Source organism: Enterococcus sp. DIV2385, from assembly GCF_051711925.1.
Classification (GTDB): Bacteria; Bacillota; Bacilli; order Lactobacillales; family Enterococcaceae; genus Enterococcus; species Enterococcus faecalis.
The window spans coordinates 437,535-454,394 of record NZ_JBIONV010000001.1; the positions used below are offsets into that span (position 1 = coordinate 437,535).

The 16,860-nt window shown below is 38.0% G+C and carries 14 protein-coding genes; 9 read left to right on the forward strand and 5 right to left on the reverse strand.

Annotation, left to right across the window (positions count from 1 at the left end; genetic code table 11):
- Positions 1 to 20 precede the first annotated feature (20 nt).
- From IGM04_RS02205 to IGM04_RS02230, 6 genes are all read left to right on the forward strand, one after another.
- On the forward strand, positions 21 to 1,235 hold the full coding sequence (locus IGM04_RS02205; RefSeq protein WP_002384914.1) for an AI-2E family transporter: 1,215 nt from the start codon (positions 21 to 23) through the stop codon (positions 1,233 to 1,235).
- A 174-nt stretch (positions 1,236 to 1,409) separates the two neighbouring features.
- Positions 1,410 to 2,789 carry a hemolysin family protein gene (locus IGM04_RS02210; protein WP_002363168.1) on the forward strand — a complete coding sequence of 460 codons (1,380 nt, stop codon included), beginning with the start codon at positions 1,410 to 1,412 and terminating at the stop codon, positions 2,787 to 2,789.
- 173 nt (positions 2,790 to 2,962) lie between these two features.
- Positions 2,963 to 4,537: a peptide chain release factor 3 gene (locus IGM04_RS02215; protein WP_002355543.1), complete on the forward strand. Its 1,575-nt coding sequence runs from the start codon at positions 2,963 to 2,965 to the stop codon at positions 4,535 to 4,537.
- Between the two features lie 175 nt (positions 4,538 to 4,712).
- Positions 4,713 to 5,156, forward strand: coding sequence for a DUF3290 domain-containing protein (locus IGM04_RS02220; protein WP_002355544.1), 444 nt, complete (start codon positions 4,713 to 4,715; stop codon positions 5,154 to 5,156).
- Between the two features lie 15 nt (positions 5,157 to 5,171).
- Positions 5,172 to 5,819, forward strand: coding sequence for a DUF421 domain-containing protein (locus tag IGM04_RS02225; protein WP_002368017.1), 648 nt, complete (start codon positions 5,172 to 5,174; stop codon positions 5,817 to 5,819).
- 66 nt (positions 5,820 to 5,885) lie between these two features.
- Entirely contained in the window at positions 5,886 to 6,956 is a 1,071-nt protein-coding gene (locus IGM04_RS02230; RefSeq protein ID WP_086317653.1) for a hypothetical protein, read from the forward strand.
- A 42-nt stretch (positions 6,957 to 6,998) separates the two neighbouring features.
- Here the strand turns inward: IGM04_RS02230 and IGM04_RS02235 are convergent, their stop codons facing one another.
- The gene (locus IGM04_RS02235; RefSeq protein ID WP_002355547.1) at positions 6,999 to 7,313 is read right to left on the reverse strand and encodes a DUF1827 family protein; all 315 of its coding nucleotides are present in this window, start codon (positions 7,311 to 7,313) and stop codon (positions 6,999 to 7,001) included.
- A gap of 194 nt (positions 7,314 to 7,507) precedes the next feature.
- Entirely contained in the window at positions 7,508 to 9,748 is a 2,241-nt protein-coding gene (locus tag IGM04_RS02240) for an ATP-dependent Clp protease ATP-binding subunit (RefSeq protein WP_179189093.1), read from the reverse strand.
- Positions 9,749 to 10,049: 301 nt separating this feature from the next.
- Here IGM04_RS02240 and IGM04_RS02245 point away from each other — a divergent pair, with 301 nt between their 5' ends.
- The 3 genes from IGM04_RS02245 (at position 10,050) to ptsP (ending at position 12,405) form a co-directional block, all read left to right on the forward strand.
- Positions 10,050 to 10,241, forward strand: coding sequence for a hypothetical protein (locus IGM04_RS02245; RefSeq protein WP_002366170.1), 192 nt, complete (start codon positions 10,050 to 10,052; stop codon positions 10,239 to 10,241).
- Between the two features lie 170 nt (positions 10,242 to 10,411).
- A complete protein-coding gene (locus IGM04_RS02250; RefSeq protein ID WP_002355551.1) occupies positions 10,412 to 10,678 on the forward strand; it encodes a phosphocarrier protein HPr in 267 nt (88 codons plus the stop codon).
- Positions 10,678 to 12,405 carry a phosphoenolpyruvate--protein phosphotransferase gene (gene ptsP / locus IGM04_RS02255; RefSeq protein WP_002361251.1) on the forward strand — a complete coding sequence of 576 codons (1,728 nt, stop codon included), beginning with the start codon at positions 10,678 to 10,680 and terminating at the stop codon, positions 12,403 to 12,405. The genes IGM04_RS02250 and ptsP overlap by 1 nt, the downstream gene beginning before the upstream one ends.
- A gap of 44 nt (positions 12,406 to 12,449) precedes the next feature.
- On the opposite strand, the gene IGM04_RS02260 is transcribed toward ptsP, so the two are convergent.
- Genes IGM04_RS02260 through IGM04_RS02270 form a run of 3 tightly spaced genes read right to left on the reverse strand, consistent with a single transcriptional unit; the run spans position 12,450 to position 16,732 of the window.
- Positions 12,450 to 13,529: a DUF916 and DUF3324 domain-containing protein gene (locus IGM04_RS02260; protein ID WP_002386937.1), complete on the reverse strand. Its 1,080-nt coding sequence runs from the start codon at positions 13,527 to 13,529 to the stop codon at positions 12,450 to 12,452.
- 35 nt (positions 13,530 to 13,564) lie between these two features.
- Positions 13,565 to 14,302: a WxL domain-containing protein gene (locus tag IGM04_RS02265; RefSeq protein ID WP_002358689.1), complete on the reverse strand. Its 738-nt coding sequence runs from the start codon at positions 14,300 to 14,302 to the stop codon at positions 13,565 to 13,567.
- Between the two features lie 54 nt (positions 14,303 to 14,356).
- Positions 14,357 to 16,732, reverse strand: a complete 2,376-nt coding sequence (locus IGM04_RS02270; protein WP_179189094.1) for a hypothetical protein — start codon at positions 16,730 to 16,732, stop codon at positions 14,357 to 14,359.
- Positions 16,733 to 16,860: the final 128 nt, after the last annotated feature.

The following is a 16,860-nucleotide window of genomic DNA, read 5'->3' on the forward strand; positions in this document are numbered from 1 at the left end:
CTAGCAATGAAGTATTCTCAATGACTGAGGGGGGAAGGTGTGATAAAATAAAACAGCAACAATTGAACAAAAATAAAGGAGGAGCCGCTGTGATTAATCGATTTAAAGAATCGAAATTATTTTTCTGGTCAGTTGAATTACTTGTCGTGGCCATGCTATTATTTATTGCTTCGAAAATTAATTTCTTATTTGCACCGATTGGGACATTCTTTTCAACGTTGTTTGCCCCAGTCTTAGTAGCAGGCTTTTTGTATTATTTACTAAATCCTGTGGTCAATCTACTAATGAAGACGAAAATGAAACGAATTTATGCCGTCTTACTGGTATTTTTATTACTAATCATCGCATTAGTTCTGATCTTATTAACAATTATCCCTAAGTTGGCAGATCAGCTAGCTAGTTTAGCATCAAGTATGCCGGATTTCTTTAAACAAGTGGAGACCTGGATTTATGAGATTGCGGAGTTACCTATTTTTAAACAAATTGATTTAACAAGCTATATTGAAAAAATGGATATTTCTTATGCCAATATTATCCAACAATTTTTAAGTAGTTTATCAAGTAGCTTAGGTTCAATCGTATCAACGGTGGCGTCAACCACCATTGTTTTGGTCACTGCGCCATTTATTTTATTTTATATGTTAAAAGATGGAGATAAGCTAGTACCAGCGATTCAACGCTTTTTACCTGAGAAAAGAAAAGATGATATTGTGGATCTTTTAGGACAATTGAACCAAACCTTATCCAGTTATATTAGTGGACAAGCGATTGAATGTTTATTTGTCGGTACATTTACGATTATTGGGTATTCATTGCTTGGCGTTCGTTATGCCTTTTTATTTGGTGTCATTGCCGGCTTTACGAATTTGATTCCCTATCTAGGCCCTTATCTAGGATTAGCGCCCGCTGTCTTAGTGACCATCTTTAATGAACCCGTCAAAGCAGCCTTATGTTGTTTAGTGGTGCTAGTGGTTCAACAATTGGACGGAAATATTATTTATCCAAACGTTATCGGAAAATCTCTAAAAATCCATCCATTAACGATTATTTTAATTTTATTGGTGGCAGGAAATTTAGCAGGTTTGCTAGGTATTTTCCTCGGTGTCCCATTTTACGCAATCTGCCGGACCATTATCTACTATGTTATTGATATGGTCAAAGCGGGTCGTAGTGAAAAAGTTACCAATGCCGTTCTTTTAGGGAATGAAACAAATACGAAAGAAAATAACGGTTAATGATTGAATCCGCTAATCTTTCGTGCTATGATTTTATGGATTAGGATAGAAAATAACCTGTCATAATACTGATTGTGTCTGTTTCTAAGCCTAACCATAAAAAGAGGAAGAACGTTAAAAGAGTACGAAAGTACAGCCTCGGAATTATCAACAATTAAGGAGAGAGAGAACATTATGAATAATGCTGACCCTGAGAGTCAGTCGCTAATTGCGCAACTTCTATTATTAGTCGTGTTGACGTTTATCAATGCCTTTTTGGCAGCGGCGGAAATTGCAGTCGTATCTGTTAACAAGAATCGTGTGGAACAAAAAGCGGAAGACGGCGACGCAAAAGCTCAAAAATTGCTTAAGGTATTGCAAGACCCCAATAACTTTTTATCCACAATCCAAGTAGGGATTACTTTGGTTAATATCCTATCTGGTGCTTCATTAGCAGAGACTTTATCTAGTCGTTTGGCCCCTGTATTAGGTGGCGGCGCCGCAGCTAAGAGTCTTGCCAGTATCATTATCTTAGCTTTGTTAACGTACGTTTCTATTGTATTTGGTGAATTATACCCTAAACGAATTGCTATGAATAAATCAGAAGAAGTCGCTCAATTGACTTCTGGTGCAGTCCGCTTTTTAGGAGTTATCGCGCGTCCCTTCGTTTGGTTGCTATCGGCTTCGACCGATTTATTATCCAAAATCACACCAATGACTTTCGATGATGCCGATTCGAAGATGACACGAGATGAAATGCGCTACATGCTTGAAACAGAAGGTGTTTTGGAAAACGAAGAACTAGAAATGCTACAAGGTGTCTTTTCATTAGATACAAAAGTGGCACGAGAAGTAATGGTTCCTCGGACAGACGCATTCATGGTTGACATCCAAGATGATGTCCAAGAAAACATCAATTTAATTTTAGGAGAAAATTATTCTCGGATTCCTGTTTATAGTGAAGACAAAGATAAAATTGTTGGTATTTTACATACCAAAACGTTACTAAAAGCTGCACGTAATTTAGGCTTTGAAAACATTGAATTAGGCGCGATTATCCAAGAACCATTATTTGTCCCAGAAACCATTTTTATTGATGATTTACTTTATGAGTTAAAACGAACACAAAACCAAATGGCGATTTTACTAGATGAATATGGCGGTGTTGTCGGTTTAGCAACACTAGAAGATTTACTAGAAGAAATCGTTGGTGAAATTGACGATGAAACAGATGAAGTAGAAAATTTATATACACAAGTGGCTGACAATGAATATTTGGTTCAAGGACGCATGTTAATTGACGAATTTAATGAAGTATTTGAAACAGATTTACACATGAGCGATGTTGATACAATGGCAGGTTACTTAATTACAGCATTAGGAACCATTCCTGATGAAGGGGAAAAACCTTCTTTTGAAGTGGGCAATATTAAGTTAACTGCTGAAGAAATGGAAGGCACACGTTTGCTAGTCTTACGCGTTCATTTCTACGATGAAGAAACTGTCGATGAAGAACCAGAAGAAAATCGTCGTTTTTTCCGTAAAGAAATGGAAGATGACGAACCAAGACGTTAAAAATAACCTGTGACATCAGTCGTTTTGACTAATGTCGCAGGTTTTCCTTTTAAAAAACAGCCAACAGCAGCTCTTTATTCTCAAGGCTTGACATGATATACTAGCAAAGGTTAATCAAAAATTATGCTGAAGAAAATAAATAAATAAACATCACAAGTGATAAGGAGATTTTTATGACGATCAATCAAAAAGAAGCAGTCGATAGTCGCCGTACGTTTGCGATTATTTCCCATCCGGATGCTGGGAAAACAACGATTACTGAACAATTATTATTATTTGGGGGCGCCATCCGCCAAGCTGGAACCGTCAAAGGGAAAAAAACAGGGAACTTTGCCAAATCTGACTGGATGGAAATTGAAAAACAACGGGGAATTTCGGTAACGAGTTCTGTGATGCAATTTGACTATCAAGACAAACGGATTAATATCTTGGACACCCCAGGGCATGAGGATTTCTCAGAGGATACGTATCGGACATTGATGGCCGTAGATAGTGCTGTGATGGTTATTGACAGTGCCAAAGGGATTGAAGCACAAACGAAAAAACTTTTCCAAGTTGTTAAAAAACGTGGTATTCCAATTTTTACTTTTATTAACAAATTGGACCGTGACGGACGGGAACCATTGGAACTTTTAGAAGAATTGGAAGAACTATTGGATATTGAATCTTATCCAATGAACTGGCCAATTGGTATGGGAAAAGGCCTAGAAGGTCTATACGATATTTATAATGAACGTGTGGAATTATATCGTCCAGAAAATAATGGTGGGGAGCGTTTTATTCCTTTAAAAGATGGCGATATCCCAAGTGATTTACCATTGCACAATAACAGCGTTTATCAACAAGTGTTGGAAGATGTTGAGTTATTGGTAGAAGCAGGCGATGAATTTAGCGAGGAAAAAATCGCTCGTGGTGATCAAACGCCAGTCTTCTTCGGTTCTGCTTTGACAAACTTTGGGGTTCAAACATTTTTAGAAACCTTCTTACAATTTGCGCCTGCGCCACATGCGCATAAAACAGAAGAGGGTGGCGAAGTAAGTCCTTACGAAAAAGAATTTTCAGGCTTTGTCTTTAAAATTCAAGCGAATATGAACCCAGCCCATCGTGATCGAATTGCCTTTGTTCGAATCTGTTCAGGTGTTTTTGAAAGAGGCATGGACGTGACTTTAGGTAGAACAGGCAAAAAAGTCAAATTAAGTAACGTGACGCAATTTATGGCGGATGCCCGTGAAAACGTCACAGAAGCTGTTGCAGGCGATATTATCGGTGTGTACGACACAGGAAATTACCAAATTGGCGATACTTTGTATGAAGGGAAAATGAATGTTCAATACGAAGAGTTGCCGTCATTTACCCCTGAATTATTCATGAAAGTGACTGCCAAAAACGTGATGAAACAAAAATCTTTCCATAAAGGAATTTACCAACTGGTTCAAGAAGGAGCCATTCAATTATACAAAACATATTTAACAGAAGAATATATCATTGGTGCAGTAGGTCAATTGCAGTTTGAAGTTTTCCAATACCGAATGTCCAATGAATACAATGCTGAAGTGGTAATGACGCCAATGGGTTCTAAAATTGCCCGCTGGATTAATCCAGAAGATTTAGATGAACGCATGAGCTCTAGCCGAAACATTTTGGCACGGGACCGCTTCGACCAACCATTGTTCTTATTTGAAAACCAATTTGCGGAACGCTGGTTTGCGGATAAATATCCAGATGTTGAACTGAAAAGTTTGATGTAAAATTAATTTGTAATCAATCAGTAGCTGAATCTTTAGAAGATTGAAGCTCGGCGCAGTCATTCTCAAGATGATTGCGCTGAGCTTTTTCTTGTTATAAGGTATTAAAGTAGGCGTGATTGTTTTTTTTGAGATAGAATACTTACTATAACGAACCTATCAAGGAGTGGACAAGAACATGAATTTTTATGGCATCGAGTATTTAAAAAGCCAATCTAATTTAAATGATTACTTAAAGTATTTTTTTATTTTTGCTTTGTTAATCGGGCTAGTCATTGTGTTTAGTTTTTATGTGCGACATCAAATTCAAACGAAATATCGTGAATTAAGTATTATTATTTTTTTATCATTATTATTTGTTTTAGGGGTTCAATATTCCAATTATCAACTGAACCAAAATCAGCATTCACAATCTTCACAAATGGTACATTTTGTCGAACAAGTGGCACAGGAAAAAAAGGTTTCTCCAGAAAAAGTTTATGTCAATGGTACACAATTGGCTGACGGAACCATAGTTAAAATTGACGAAGTCTTTTATAAAATGAGTTTAAGTACGGATCAGCAGTCTTATACGTTACAAGAAACGTATTTATTAACACCAACGATTGAAATCATAAAGTAAAGTGAGGGAAAATTAATGCAGTTTTATAGTCCAATTATTATTAAATTTGCTTTAGGTATTATTTGTTTAATTGTCCAAATTAATTTGATGGGAAAAGGGAATTTGGCGCCCACATCGGCTATGGACCAAGTGCAAAACTATGTATTGGGGGGCATTATTGGTGGTGTTATTTATAATGATTCAATTACGGTGCTCCAATTTGTATTAGTGTTAATTTTGTGGACATTATTAGTCTTAATTTTAAAATTTGCAAAAGAACACAATCGCTATGTGAAGCAAATTGTGGATGGTAAACCCATTACTTTAATCAAGGATGGACAGGTTGTGGTGAAGGAATGTTTGAAAAATGGTATTTCTGCAAATGATCTAATGTTTAAATTACGAGCAAATGGTATTTATGAAGTCCAGCTTGTTAAACGGGCGGTTTTAGAACAAAATGGTCAATTAACAATCGTCGAATATGGCGATGAAAGTATTCGTTATCCGATTATTGTGGACGGTCAAGCCAACATGGATGTCTTAGAGTTAATCAAAAAAGATGAGCACTGGCTATTAACGCAAATCCAAGAACAAGGCTTCCAAAGATTACAGGAAATCTATTTAGGTGAGTATTTATCTGGACAGTTAAGTTTATCGCCGTATGAAGAAAAAACGATTGCTTAGCTATACTTTTCATTCTACTTATATTAAAATTAAATGGTAATTCAATGAGTTTCAAAAGGAGGGAAAATGAAAACTAAAAAGATAGTTGTCGGGTTATTTTGTTCAATGATTATTTTAATGGGGTGCCAACCAGATCAACGAACTGAAAAAATGAAAGAAAGTACTGAAGCAGAAGCAGTCCAAGTAACGAGTGGTGTCTCGGAAGCCACTAATGCCACTTCTGTAAAGCAGGAGGAGCAGGCAAACACGAATAATCAACCAAAAGAGAGTGCTGCCAAAGTGAGTTATGAGCGTAATGGACATACCTTTGAAGTTGATGCTGTTTCTGGCGCTACAGTAGAAGCTAATAATGGACAATCAGGAATTAGTCCAGAAGAAAAAGCTCAAAAGATGTATTGGTCAGGTCGTCCAGAAATCGGGGAAGTTCAAGGGGATTATTATCATCATGAAGTCGTGTTTGATGGCGGCTATACGGCTTTAATTGATGTAGTTGTTAAGGATCAACAAATTCAGTTAGTGGAATTTGATGAACGTGGACCTAAAAACTATTATTCTGAAGAATGGGCAGGAGTGACAAAACGTTTATCCGGCTATGCAAATTTTCAAGCGAACAACGCCCGAACTGATCAATCGTTAGTGACCGTTGTTAATACGATGACTTTTCTAGAAAATCAAATGGTTGCTGAAAATCGTCTAGATGGCGCATTCCAGACAGCCAAAGGTCAATCCAATAGCGCTAATAATGGTTATCTTCCTGCTGCTAGGGCTTTAGCCAAGGAAATCAAAGAACCCTCAAAAGAACATTATACAAGTCTAACAGAAGATTTTGGGGAGGGGCTTTCTGGACGTTTAACTGTTATTACGTTAAAAGATTCAGGGAAAATAACCGATCTTCGTTATGATGAATATTTTGCAGATACAGAAGAAGAGATTAAAGACGCAAAACTGAAGGCTTATTCTCGCCAATCAAAATATTTTTCTAAAGATTATGCTCAAAAATCGGGGGAGAATTTCAAAAAAGAAGTGGATGACTTAAGAAAAAAAGCAATCGAGGAAAATAAATTAGTCAGTCCGACAAATGAGGAAGCCTGGTCGAAAAATTATCAAAGGCTTGTAAAAAAAATAACGTCACAATAAATTAAAAAAACTGCCAAAGTGGGGAAACTTCGGCAGTTTTTTTTAGTTTTCCATGAGGGAAACTTTTAATGGAACAGACACTTCGGTCACATGATTTAATTCAATGATAGAAATTTCATCTGGGTCATAAGCCTCTTTAGGTAATCGTTTTAACAGTTTTGCTAAAATTTCTTTTACTTCTGTCGGACGAATGCGACGATTTTTATTCATAATCAGAACTTCCACATGGTGAGCTGCTTCTGAATAGACAGCGGTCGTGTTTCCTGCTGAGTAGACTTTTACAAAGTAAGCATCCGTGTTTTCCAATTGTTTATTTACTAATTGTTTGTAGCTATTGGTCACATTCACTAATTTCATTTTATCACCTCATTATAGTTGTGTGCTGCAAAAGAGCGTTTCCAATTATGTACAGGAGTTCCAGATTGAATTTTTTCTATGAGGAACAAGTATACGAATATCTTTCTTCTATTATAGTTTTTTTTGATGAAAATAAAAAGTGAAAAGCATAAAAAAATCCGCACGCATTGTTATTAATGCGTGTGGATTTTTGATTATTCTGCTTGGTCAGATGTTGAAGTTTCCGTTTTAGTCACTTCTTGTGCGCCAGTTACGATAATTTTACCTTCGTTATCTACCGCTGCGACTAATTGATGATTTTCAGGATGATCTAGATAGTATTCAGCAATGCCGTCTTCAATTTGTTCTTGAATTGTTCGACGTAAAGGACGAGCGCCCATTGCAGGATCATAACCTAAATCAACGAGTTTCTCTTTGACTTCTGTTGGAACCTCAATGTGTAATTTTTGTTTAGCTAATAAGCCATTTACTTCTTCTAACATCAAGCTGACAATGTTCATCAGGTTTTCTTTGCTTAATGCTTTGAATTCGATAATACCATCGAAACGGTTAAGGAATTCGGGGGTGAAGAAGTTGTTCAATTGACCTAAAACAGATTTAGTCACACCTTCACGGGCAGCGCCAAAGCCAACGTTGGCTTCCACAGCACCTGTTCCAGCATTACTTGTCATGATAATGATGGTGTCTTTAAAGCTGACCGTACGACCTTGTGCATCTGTTAAACGACCATCGTCGAGAATTTGTAAAAACATGTGTAAAACATCAGGATGCGCTTTTTCAATTTCATCCAATAAAATTAAACTATAAGGATTACGACGGACTTTTTCTGTGAGTTGTCCAGCTTCGTCATACCCAACATAGCCTGGAGGAGAACCAATCAGTTTAGAAACACTGTGTTTTTCCATATACTCACTCATATCAAAACGAACCATCGAATCTTCTGAACCGAATAGCTCAAAAGCTAATTGTTTTGCTAATTCTGTTTTACCAACGCCTGTTGGCCCAACAAATAAGAAGGAACCAATTGGGCGGTTTTGTTTGCCTAGGCCTACACGATTGCGACGAATCGCTTTAGCTACTTTATCGACGGCATCATCTTGTCCGACAACATGAGCTTTTAAGTCAACAGCTAAATTTTTCAATTGGGTTTGTTCTTTTTCTTTTAAGTCACCGACAGGAATGCCAGTTTTTTGTTCCACAATGGCTTCAATATCTTTTTCAGTGATGACGGGTGTTTCTTCATCGCTGATTTGTTTTTCTTTCATTGCTTGTAATTTATTGATTTGATCACGATAATAAGCCGCTTTTTCAAAATCTTCTTCTGCGGAAGCTTGTTGTTTTTGTTGTTCCGCTTCTGCTAATTTTTTATCAATTGTTTTTGGATCGACGAGTTGAATAGTTAGATTCATTTTTGAACCAGATTCATCTAACAAGTCAATCGCTTTATCTGGTAAAAAGCGATCTTGAATGTAACGGTTGGATAAGTTTGCTGCTGCGTTAATCGCTTCATCTGTATATTTAACATGATGATAATCTTCATAACGTTTTTGCAAACCATGTAAAATCGTTATGGTTTCGGCAACGGTTGGCTCATCTACTTGGACTGGTTGCATCCGACGTTCTAAGGCAGCATCTTTTTCAATAATACGGTACTCATTTAAAGTTGTGGCACCGACTAATTGTAATTCACCACGTGCTAAGGCTGGTTTTAAAATATTGCCAGCATCCATATTACCATCACCAGCAGCACCAGCACCCACAATTTCATGGACTTCATCAATAAATAAAATGACATTTTCAGCTTCAGTGATTTCTTCAATCAATTTTTGCATCCGTTCTTCAAATTGTCCGCGAATACCAGTTCCTTGAACAAGTGAAACCACATCTAAACGAATGACTTCTTTGTCCAATAATTTTTGCGGCACATCGCCATCGACAATTTTTTGGGCTAAACCTTCGACAACAGCTGTTTTACCAACACCTGGTTCACCGATTAAAACGGGGTTGTTTTTTGTACGGCGATTTAAGATTTCAATGACACGCTTAATTTCTTGGTCACGTCCTACCACAGGATCGATATCTCCTTGGCGTGCCGCTTCGGTGATGTTAATCCCATACTCGCCTAGTAAACCTTGACCAGCGCCAGCGCCTCCGCGAGGGGGTTGACCTCCATTACCACCATCACCAAATTGAGTGGGTGGTGTTTGTTGTTCATAAGGATTACCTTGTTGCATTTGGCGAGAAAGAGAACGATATAAATCGTCTAAACTCCCAAAGCCAAAAGGGTCTTGTCCCATATTTTGAGGGGAATTATTTGCTTGATTTTTTAATTTTTGATAGCAGCTTTGGCAATAGTCTAGTTGTTTTCTTTGACCATTCACATTTGCATATAAATGAATTGTTGCTTCATTTTGTTGACAATTTTGACAAATCATTGAATGAAACACATCCTTTCAAAATAACTGAGGCCAGAAAAATAGTTGTTTGCTCTATTATTTCTAGTAAACAGACCATTTTTCCTCAAACCAGCCAAGTACTAGATAGCAGGAATAAATTCTGTCTATAAAACCACTTGACCATTTTTGACCTTTGAGGTTATTATAGCATTTTTTGTAAGAGAATCAAGTAAAAGACCTTGTTTAAAAAAAGGCAAAGATTCGATTTTTTTACAGACAATTGCGCCATTTTCAAGTAAACTATAAGAGTTGATATTTAAGAGAAAGAGTGGTGAAATCAATGGCTGAAAATCCTTTTGTAGAAAAAATTGCTTCATTAAAAGCTGGAGAAATCTCTGAATTAATCGTGGAGCAAAATGAATTTTTCCAATTTCGTGATGCTTGGATTTCTTTGCCTGACCGCGCGGAAATTGTTGGAGAAGCGGGGTTAAATGGACGAATCATTTATCGTTACCAAAAAGAGGAAGAATAGTCAGTGCAAAACATCACGAAATTTAAGCAAAAAGTGTTGTGTAAGATAGAAAAAAATGGTAATCTTAGAAACTGAAAGGGTCTTTTTTCGAGTAGACGTTTGATTTTAGCGTATCAAGAAAGGAAAACCCTAACATAAAAATTTTTTATTTACGAAGGAGACCGATTTATATGGAAAAGAAAGAATTTCACATTGTAGCAGAAACAGGAATTCACGCACGTCCAGCTACTTTATTAGTACAAACTGCAAGCAAATTTAACTCAGATATTAACTTAGAATACAAAGGTAAATCTGTTAACTTAAAATCAATCATGGGCGTTATGTCTTTAGGCGTTGGTCAAGGTTCTGACGTAACAATCACTGTTGATGGTGCTGACGAAGCTGAAGGAATGGCAGCAATCGTTGAAACATTACAAAAAGAAGGATTGGCTGAATAATGTCTGAGATGCTAAAAGGGATTGCCGCAAGTGATGGCGTTGCTGTTGCTAAAGCTTACCTGCTAGTTCAACCTGACTTGTCTTTCAACAAAACTTCCGTAGAAGATACTGATGCAGAAGCAACTCGCTTAGACGATGCTTTAGCAAAATCTACTGAAGAGTTGCAAGCAATTCGCGACAAAGCAGCTCAAAGCCTTGGTGAAGCAGAAGCGCAAGTTTTCGATGCTCATTTAATGGTTTTATCTGACCCAGAAATGGTTGGTCAAATCAAACAAAATATCCAAGACAACAAAGTCAATGCAGAAGCTGCCTTGAAAGAAGTTACGGATATGTATATTGGTATGTTTGAAGCAATGGACGATAATGCTTACATGCAAGAGCGTGCAGCAGATATTCGTGACGTTGCCAAACGTATCTTAGCACATTTATTAGGTGTGACTCTTCCAAATCCTTCAATGATTAACGAAGAAGTAATCGTGGTTGCCCATGACTTAACACCTAGTGATACTGCACAATTAGACCGTACGTATGTTAAAGCCTTTGTGACAGACATCGGCGGACGTACTTCTCACTCAGCAATCATGGCTCGTTCGTTAGAAATCCCTGCAATCGTTGGTACAAAAGAAATTACTGACAAAGTAAAAGCAGGCGATATTTTAGCAGTGAACGGAATCATTGGGGATGTTATTATTGACCCAACAGATGCTGAAAAATCTGAATTTGAAGCAGAAGCAAAAGCTTATGCAGATCAAAAAGCAGAATGGGATAAACTAAAAAATGCAGAAACAGTGACAGCTGACGGCAAACATGTTGAGTTAGCTGCAAACATTGGTACACCAAAAGATTTAGAAGGCGTACACAAAAACGGCGGCGAAGCTGTTGGTTTATATCGTACAGAATTCTTATACATGGATTCATCTGACTTTCCAACTGAAGAGGACCAATACCAAGCGTATAAAGCAGTTCTTGAAGGAATGGAAGGAAAACCAGTTGTGGTTCGTACAATGGATATTGGTGGGGACAAAGAGCTTCCTTACCTAACATTACCACACGAAATGAACCCATTCTTAGGTTACCGTGCATTACGTATTAGCTTATCAGAACTAGGTGACGGCATGTTCCGTACACAAATGCGTGCATTATTACGTGCGTCTGTTCATGGTAACTTACGTATCATGTTCCCAATGGTTGCTACTTTGAAAGAATTTAGAGCAGCGAAAGCAATCTTTGAAGACGAAAAACAAAAATTAGTCAACGAAGGTGTTGAAGTTTCAAACGATATCCAAGTAGGTATTATGATTGAAATTCCAGCAGCTGCCGTATTAGCTGATAAATTTGCCAAAGAAGTTGACTTCTTTAGTGTTGGAACTAACGACTTAATCCAATACACAATGGCGGCAGACCGTATGAACGAACGCGTTTCTTACTTATACCAACCATACAACCCATCAATCTTACGTTTAATTAAAAATGTAATTGATGCAGCACACGCTGAAGGTAAATGGGCTGGTATGTGTGGTGAAATGGCGGGCGATCAAACAGCTGTTCCATTACTATTGGGTATGGGCTTAGATGAGTTCTCAATGAGTGCTACATCTATCCTTAAAACACGTAGCTTGATGAAACGTCTAGACACAACTAAAATGGCTGAACTTGCTGACCGCGCATTAAAAGAATGCGACACGATGGAAGAAGTCGTTGCATTAGTTGAAGAATATACAAAATAATTAAGTGATTATGAAAGCACATCGACAATTGTCGATGTGCTTTTTTATTGTTGCGATTCACGTATTTTTTTCTTGAAATAATAAATCGTGCTTCCCAAAATGAATAGAAAAACCAGCGTGATGCTACTCACCAGTTTCCAAGGGAAATTGGTGTGTTTTTCAGGTGGGAGGTTGACGGCGGTAGCATTGTATTTTTTAGCTTCTTTTTCTTGGATGACTAAGTGTTTTTCCCACGAATAGTCTTGATAGCCATCGTTTGCTTTGATTTTTACAGTATAATTTCCAGGAACAAAAGGTTGTTCCTTTAAGTCAATCCGATAATTAAAATTTGTATTAGGAGCCATTGTTAACGACTCTTGGTGATTTTCGTAGCGAGGTTTGGTTTCTTTTTCATAATACAAAGAGGCATCGACTTGTAATTTTTTAATCATAGCCGCTTGTTTGTTTTGGAGATTCATTAATACGCGGTTACGACCGTTAGCTTGATCGGTTTTTACTTCATTTAAAGATAATTCTGGCTGAACAGGTTCATCTGTTTCACTAAGTAAGACACCGACTACATAAGAAAAACGATTATTGATGGCCACACCGTTTTCTGAGTGAGCAGGTTGTTCATCTGACTTTTGTTCAAAGTAGAGTCCTCCTAAAACGTACCCATTAAATGGTTTTTCCGGTAAAGTAAGCTGACATTCAACAGTCTTGGTTGAGTGTTTAGGTAGGTGGATTTCTTTTGGCAATTGCGCAATCTCATTAAAAGTAAAAGGTGCAGACGGATCTTTTTTTGTTTCAGCATGAGAATAATCTGCCAAGCCATTATCATTAGTAATCGCTGCATTGGCTGAAGCTAGCACGGTAATGTCGTTGGCTGTTTGATTCGTTAGTTCGATTTGTAGCTTTTGTGTTTGGTTTGGAGCGACACGTAAATCAAAATAACTTGTCTCTTTGGTTCGTTGATTGTCGGGTAAAATGGCTTTTACAGAAAAAGTCATTTCGCTTGCTTCTACAGAATAAGAGCCAATAAAAAATAAAAAAATGATGACGCTAATAGCATGGAGCCATTTAAAAAGCTGCTGATTCATAGTGTGCACTCCTTTTTGACAATTTTTTATAACAAGGTATTGCATGAAGTTGTTTCATGCAATACCTTGTTTGTTTTCTTTTAAAGTGGTGTATCATCCAAAATCCAAGTAAGCGTTGTTTTATATTGTTTAGCTGCAACTTTTTTCGTTGTCGCAGGAACAGTTAATTGAATGCCTTGAGCAGCGGTCGCTCCGCTACCAAAAGCTAATGTCCAAGTGCCCATTCCTGTTGAAAGAGCGGCAGTCGCCACAGGAGAAGTGGCGGCACCAGTTGGATCCAAGGTTACTGGGACCGTTAATGGCGCCAAAGAAAGTAACTGTGTTGAATTGGGTGTTGCTGCTAAAAAGGTCAAGGATGCATTATCCAAAACAGCGGGTGTTGAATCACTTGTAGCAAATTGCGCACTCTGTTTAACTGATAATTTCCAGCCAAGATTTAGACCACGTTTGTCAGTTACTTGAACATAGTTTGGCACGCTAATTAAATCGCCAGTACTATTTTGCACTTGATCCAGTTGTGCCGAATAGATCGCTGTTCCGGCTTGAATTTGTTTTGATCCAAAATGGATATTTGAAACATAGTCAATACTAAGGGGTCCGGCTGTACCAGGTTGATGAGGATCAGCAGGATTAGGTGTCACAGGCTGAGAAGGGTTCGTCGGGTTGACAGGTGGCGTGACAGTATTATCAAGAGCAAACGTAATATCAGCGTTGGATTGAATAGAAGCGACTTGAGCTGCTTCAACTTTTGGACTATTTAAAAGCATAAGAGGCGTAGCAACGAACAAAATGCTTGAAATGCGCACGATCTTTTTCATTTTTTATTCCTTCTTTCTTGTTTATTTTTAACTTTTAAAAAAGCTAAATCCTAATTAGAGGGGTGTATCAGAAAGAATCCATTGTAATTCGGCAGTGTAAGATTCTTTGACCGTTAAATTAAGGTCAGGAGCAACGCTTAAAAAAAGTCCATTTTGTTGGTTCCAAGGAATTTCTACATTGTTATCGTCCGTTGCGGTGTATTGATAAACTTCGGTTGCTAAAGAGGAGAGAGGAAAATCACTGCCATTTTTTCGATAAATGAAAGCTTGCTGGATCGTTTTATTTGTAGAAGTTGAATGCATGGGCTGACTCTCTCTTACCAACAAGTGCCATGGTGTTTTTGCAACTCGACCATCGGCAATGAGGAAAGGAGCGCTGATGGTCGATGGTGAGTATATGGTTCGTTTGCTGGGAAAAGGTAAATTTTTAAAGGAAACTGTAGTTGGCATCTGCACAAAACGGAGGGTACCGTTTTTGATAGGTAAAGACTGTTCCTTAGTGATTGGCGTAATTGGCGTTCCGCCACCATCATTGCCAGTAACCGTGCTAGAAAATAAAAGAAATTGGTTTATCCATTCTTCTGTAACCGTTGCTGTATATTGTAAGGTGAATTGTGTATTAGCTTCCGTAAAATTATCTGCTGGCAGCGAATTGTGATAACTCCAATACGGCAAACCAGTGGGACTATCAGTTAAAAGTTGAAGCCCAGCTATTGGCGTACTTAAACCTGCTGCTGATTGTTTTGTTAATGTAGCAGCTGAAAGTTGGGACAGTCCTTTAGGCACCGTTGCTCGTAATTGCTGATTCATCCACGTTGCTGGTTGATTGGTTAAACGTGTGGTTAACGTAAAACGAATGATTTGACCACTTACGACAGAGTTTGCAGCTTCCCAGAGCCCTTGTGCATTTTTCCGCTCAATGATTTGCGTGACCGTTAGTTGAGGCACAGGATAAGCAACTGTTTGAGAAACAGTAGAACTGGTTAGCAAAGGCAGGCCAGTGCGATTGCTGAGCCCTTGGGCCCACAAGCTGACCGTTTCTCCTCCTTGGAAAGTGGGTAAATTAGCAAATTGAAAATGGCCATTGGAATCTAAGGACGTTGTGAAAATAGAACCACCATTTATTTGTACTTTAACTTGATAGGTTCCGTTAGATACTTGAGAAGCTTTACCTGAAAGTTGAGTTGAGCCGGCATTGGCGACTACGTTTGTGACTGGTTGGATTGACCAATTGACACTTTGGTCAGCTGAGGGGCTGCTTTGAATATAGTCGGTTGACGTTTTGGAACGAGCAAAGACAATTGTAGAGAGCGTGTCGCCATATTCTAATGGTGAAGCTAACGATGTCGAGAAATTTCCGGCTGCATCGACAGAAATCCCTTTCACCACAATGGGGGTAGTGGTGCCATCATGGCGGTTCAAGGTTAATTGAACAGAGTAGTTATAGTTTGGGTCTTGTACTTGTTGAATGGTCCCTGTTACAGTAGTGTCCAGATGATTTGGTTGAGTTAGTTTGGCTGGTGTGACTTGAGGAACGGGATAATTACCTAAACTAAGTTGAGCTTTGCTAATTATGCCTGTTTTTGTATTATTCCCAATAATAATATTAATTGCGCCTAATCCAGTGCCAACATCTGTAAAGGTTCCTCGAATCGGATAGTCTTTGCCGTTAAGAGCAGGAGGGATTGAAATTCCTCGTTTATAAAGTGCGCCGACATCAAACGAAATGGCGGCAGACCATTTGGTTCCGGGAAGTAACACCAAGGTGCTACTTGGAAAAGTCAGATAAACAGAATGATAAGTGCTACTATAAGAGAGGCTGACGCCGTTAGTTGAACTGTGAATATCTTGAGTGGCTGTTCCTGGATAACTGACAGTCCCTGTTAAAAGAGTCAGAAAATCTTGTTGCTTTAGAGTGTCGTTATCTAACTGGCTTGAAATTTCTGTAGGAAGTTGAATAGCAATAATCGGTCGATCATTAATTGCTAAGCCGATAAGTGTCACACTGTATTCATACGAAAGTGTGATAATATCTTGGTTATACGTTCCCGTGCTTAAGGTACTTTTTAAGGTGCTATTACCAACAGAAACACTAGCTGGCGTAGGTGCCATAGGTTCATCGTTTTCAGAGGAAGCATGGGTTTGCTCGGTTTCTTGTTCCACGATATCGGTTGCTTGAGTTGTTTGTTGTTCTGTTGAAACTGAAGTAAATGTTTCACTAAAAGTAGAGGCGTGAGTTGTAGGGTTCAGTGTTTCAGAATGAGCTATCAAAGGTTGAGTCAGCGATAAAAAAAGCCATGATATGATGCAAGAAAAGATTCCCCAGACGAACTTATTCAAAACCATCCTCTCCTTTTTTGATATTATATGTATAATGACGGAAATATATAATGAGTAAATATTGAGTACATACATTCTATAATGGGCCATTCATAAAGTAAAGCGATTACATCCGATGGTGAACAAGATATTTTGTTCACAATCTTTTAGTGTTTTAAGAAGGAAATTTCTCGAAATTCTATGCTTTTTTAATCCGAAAAAATTAAAAAACTGATAGT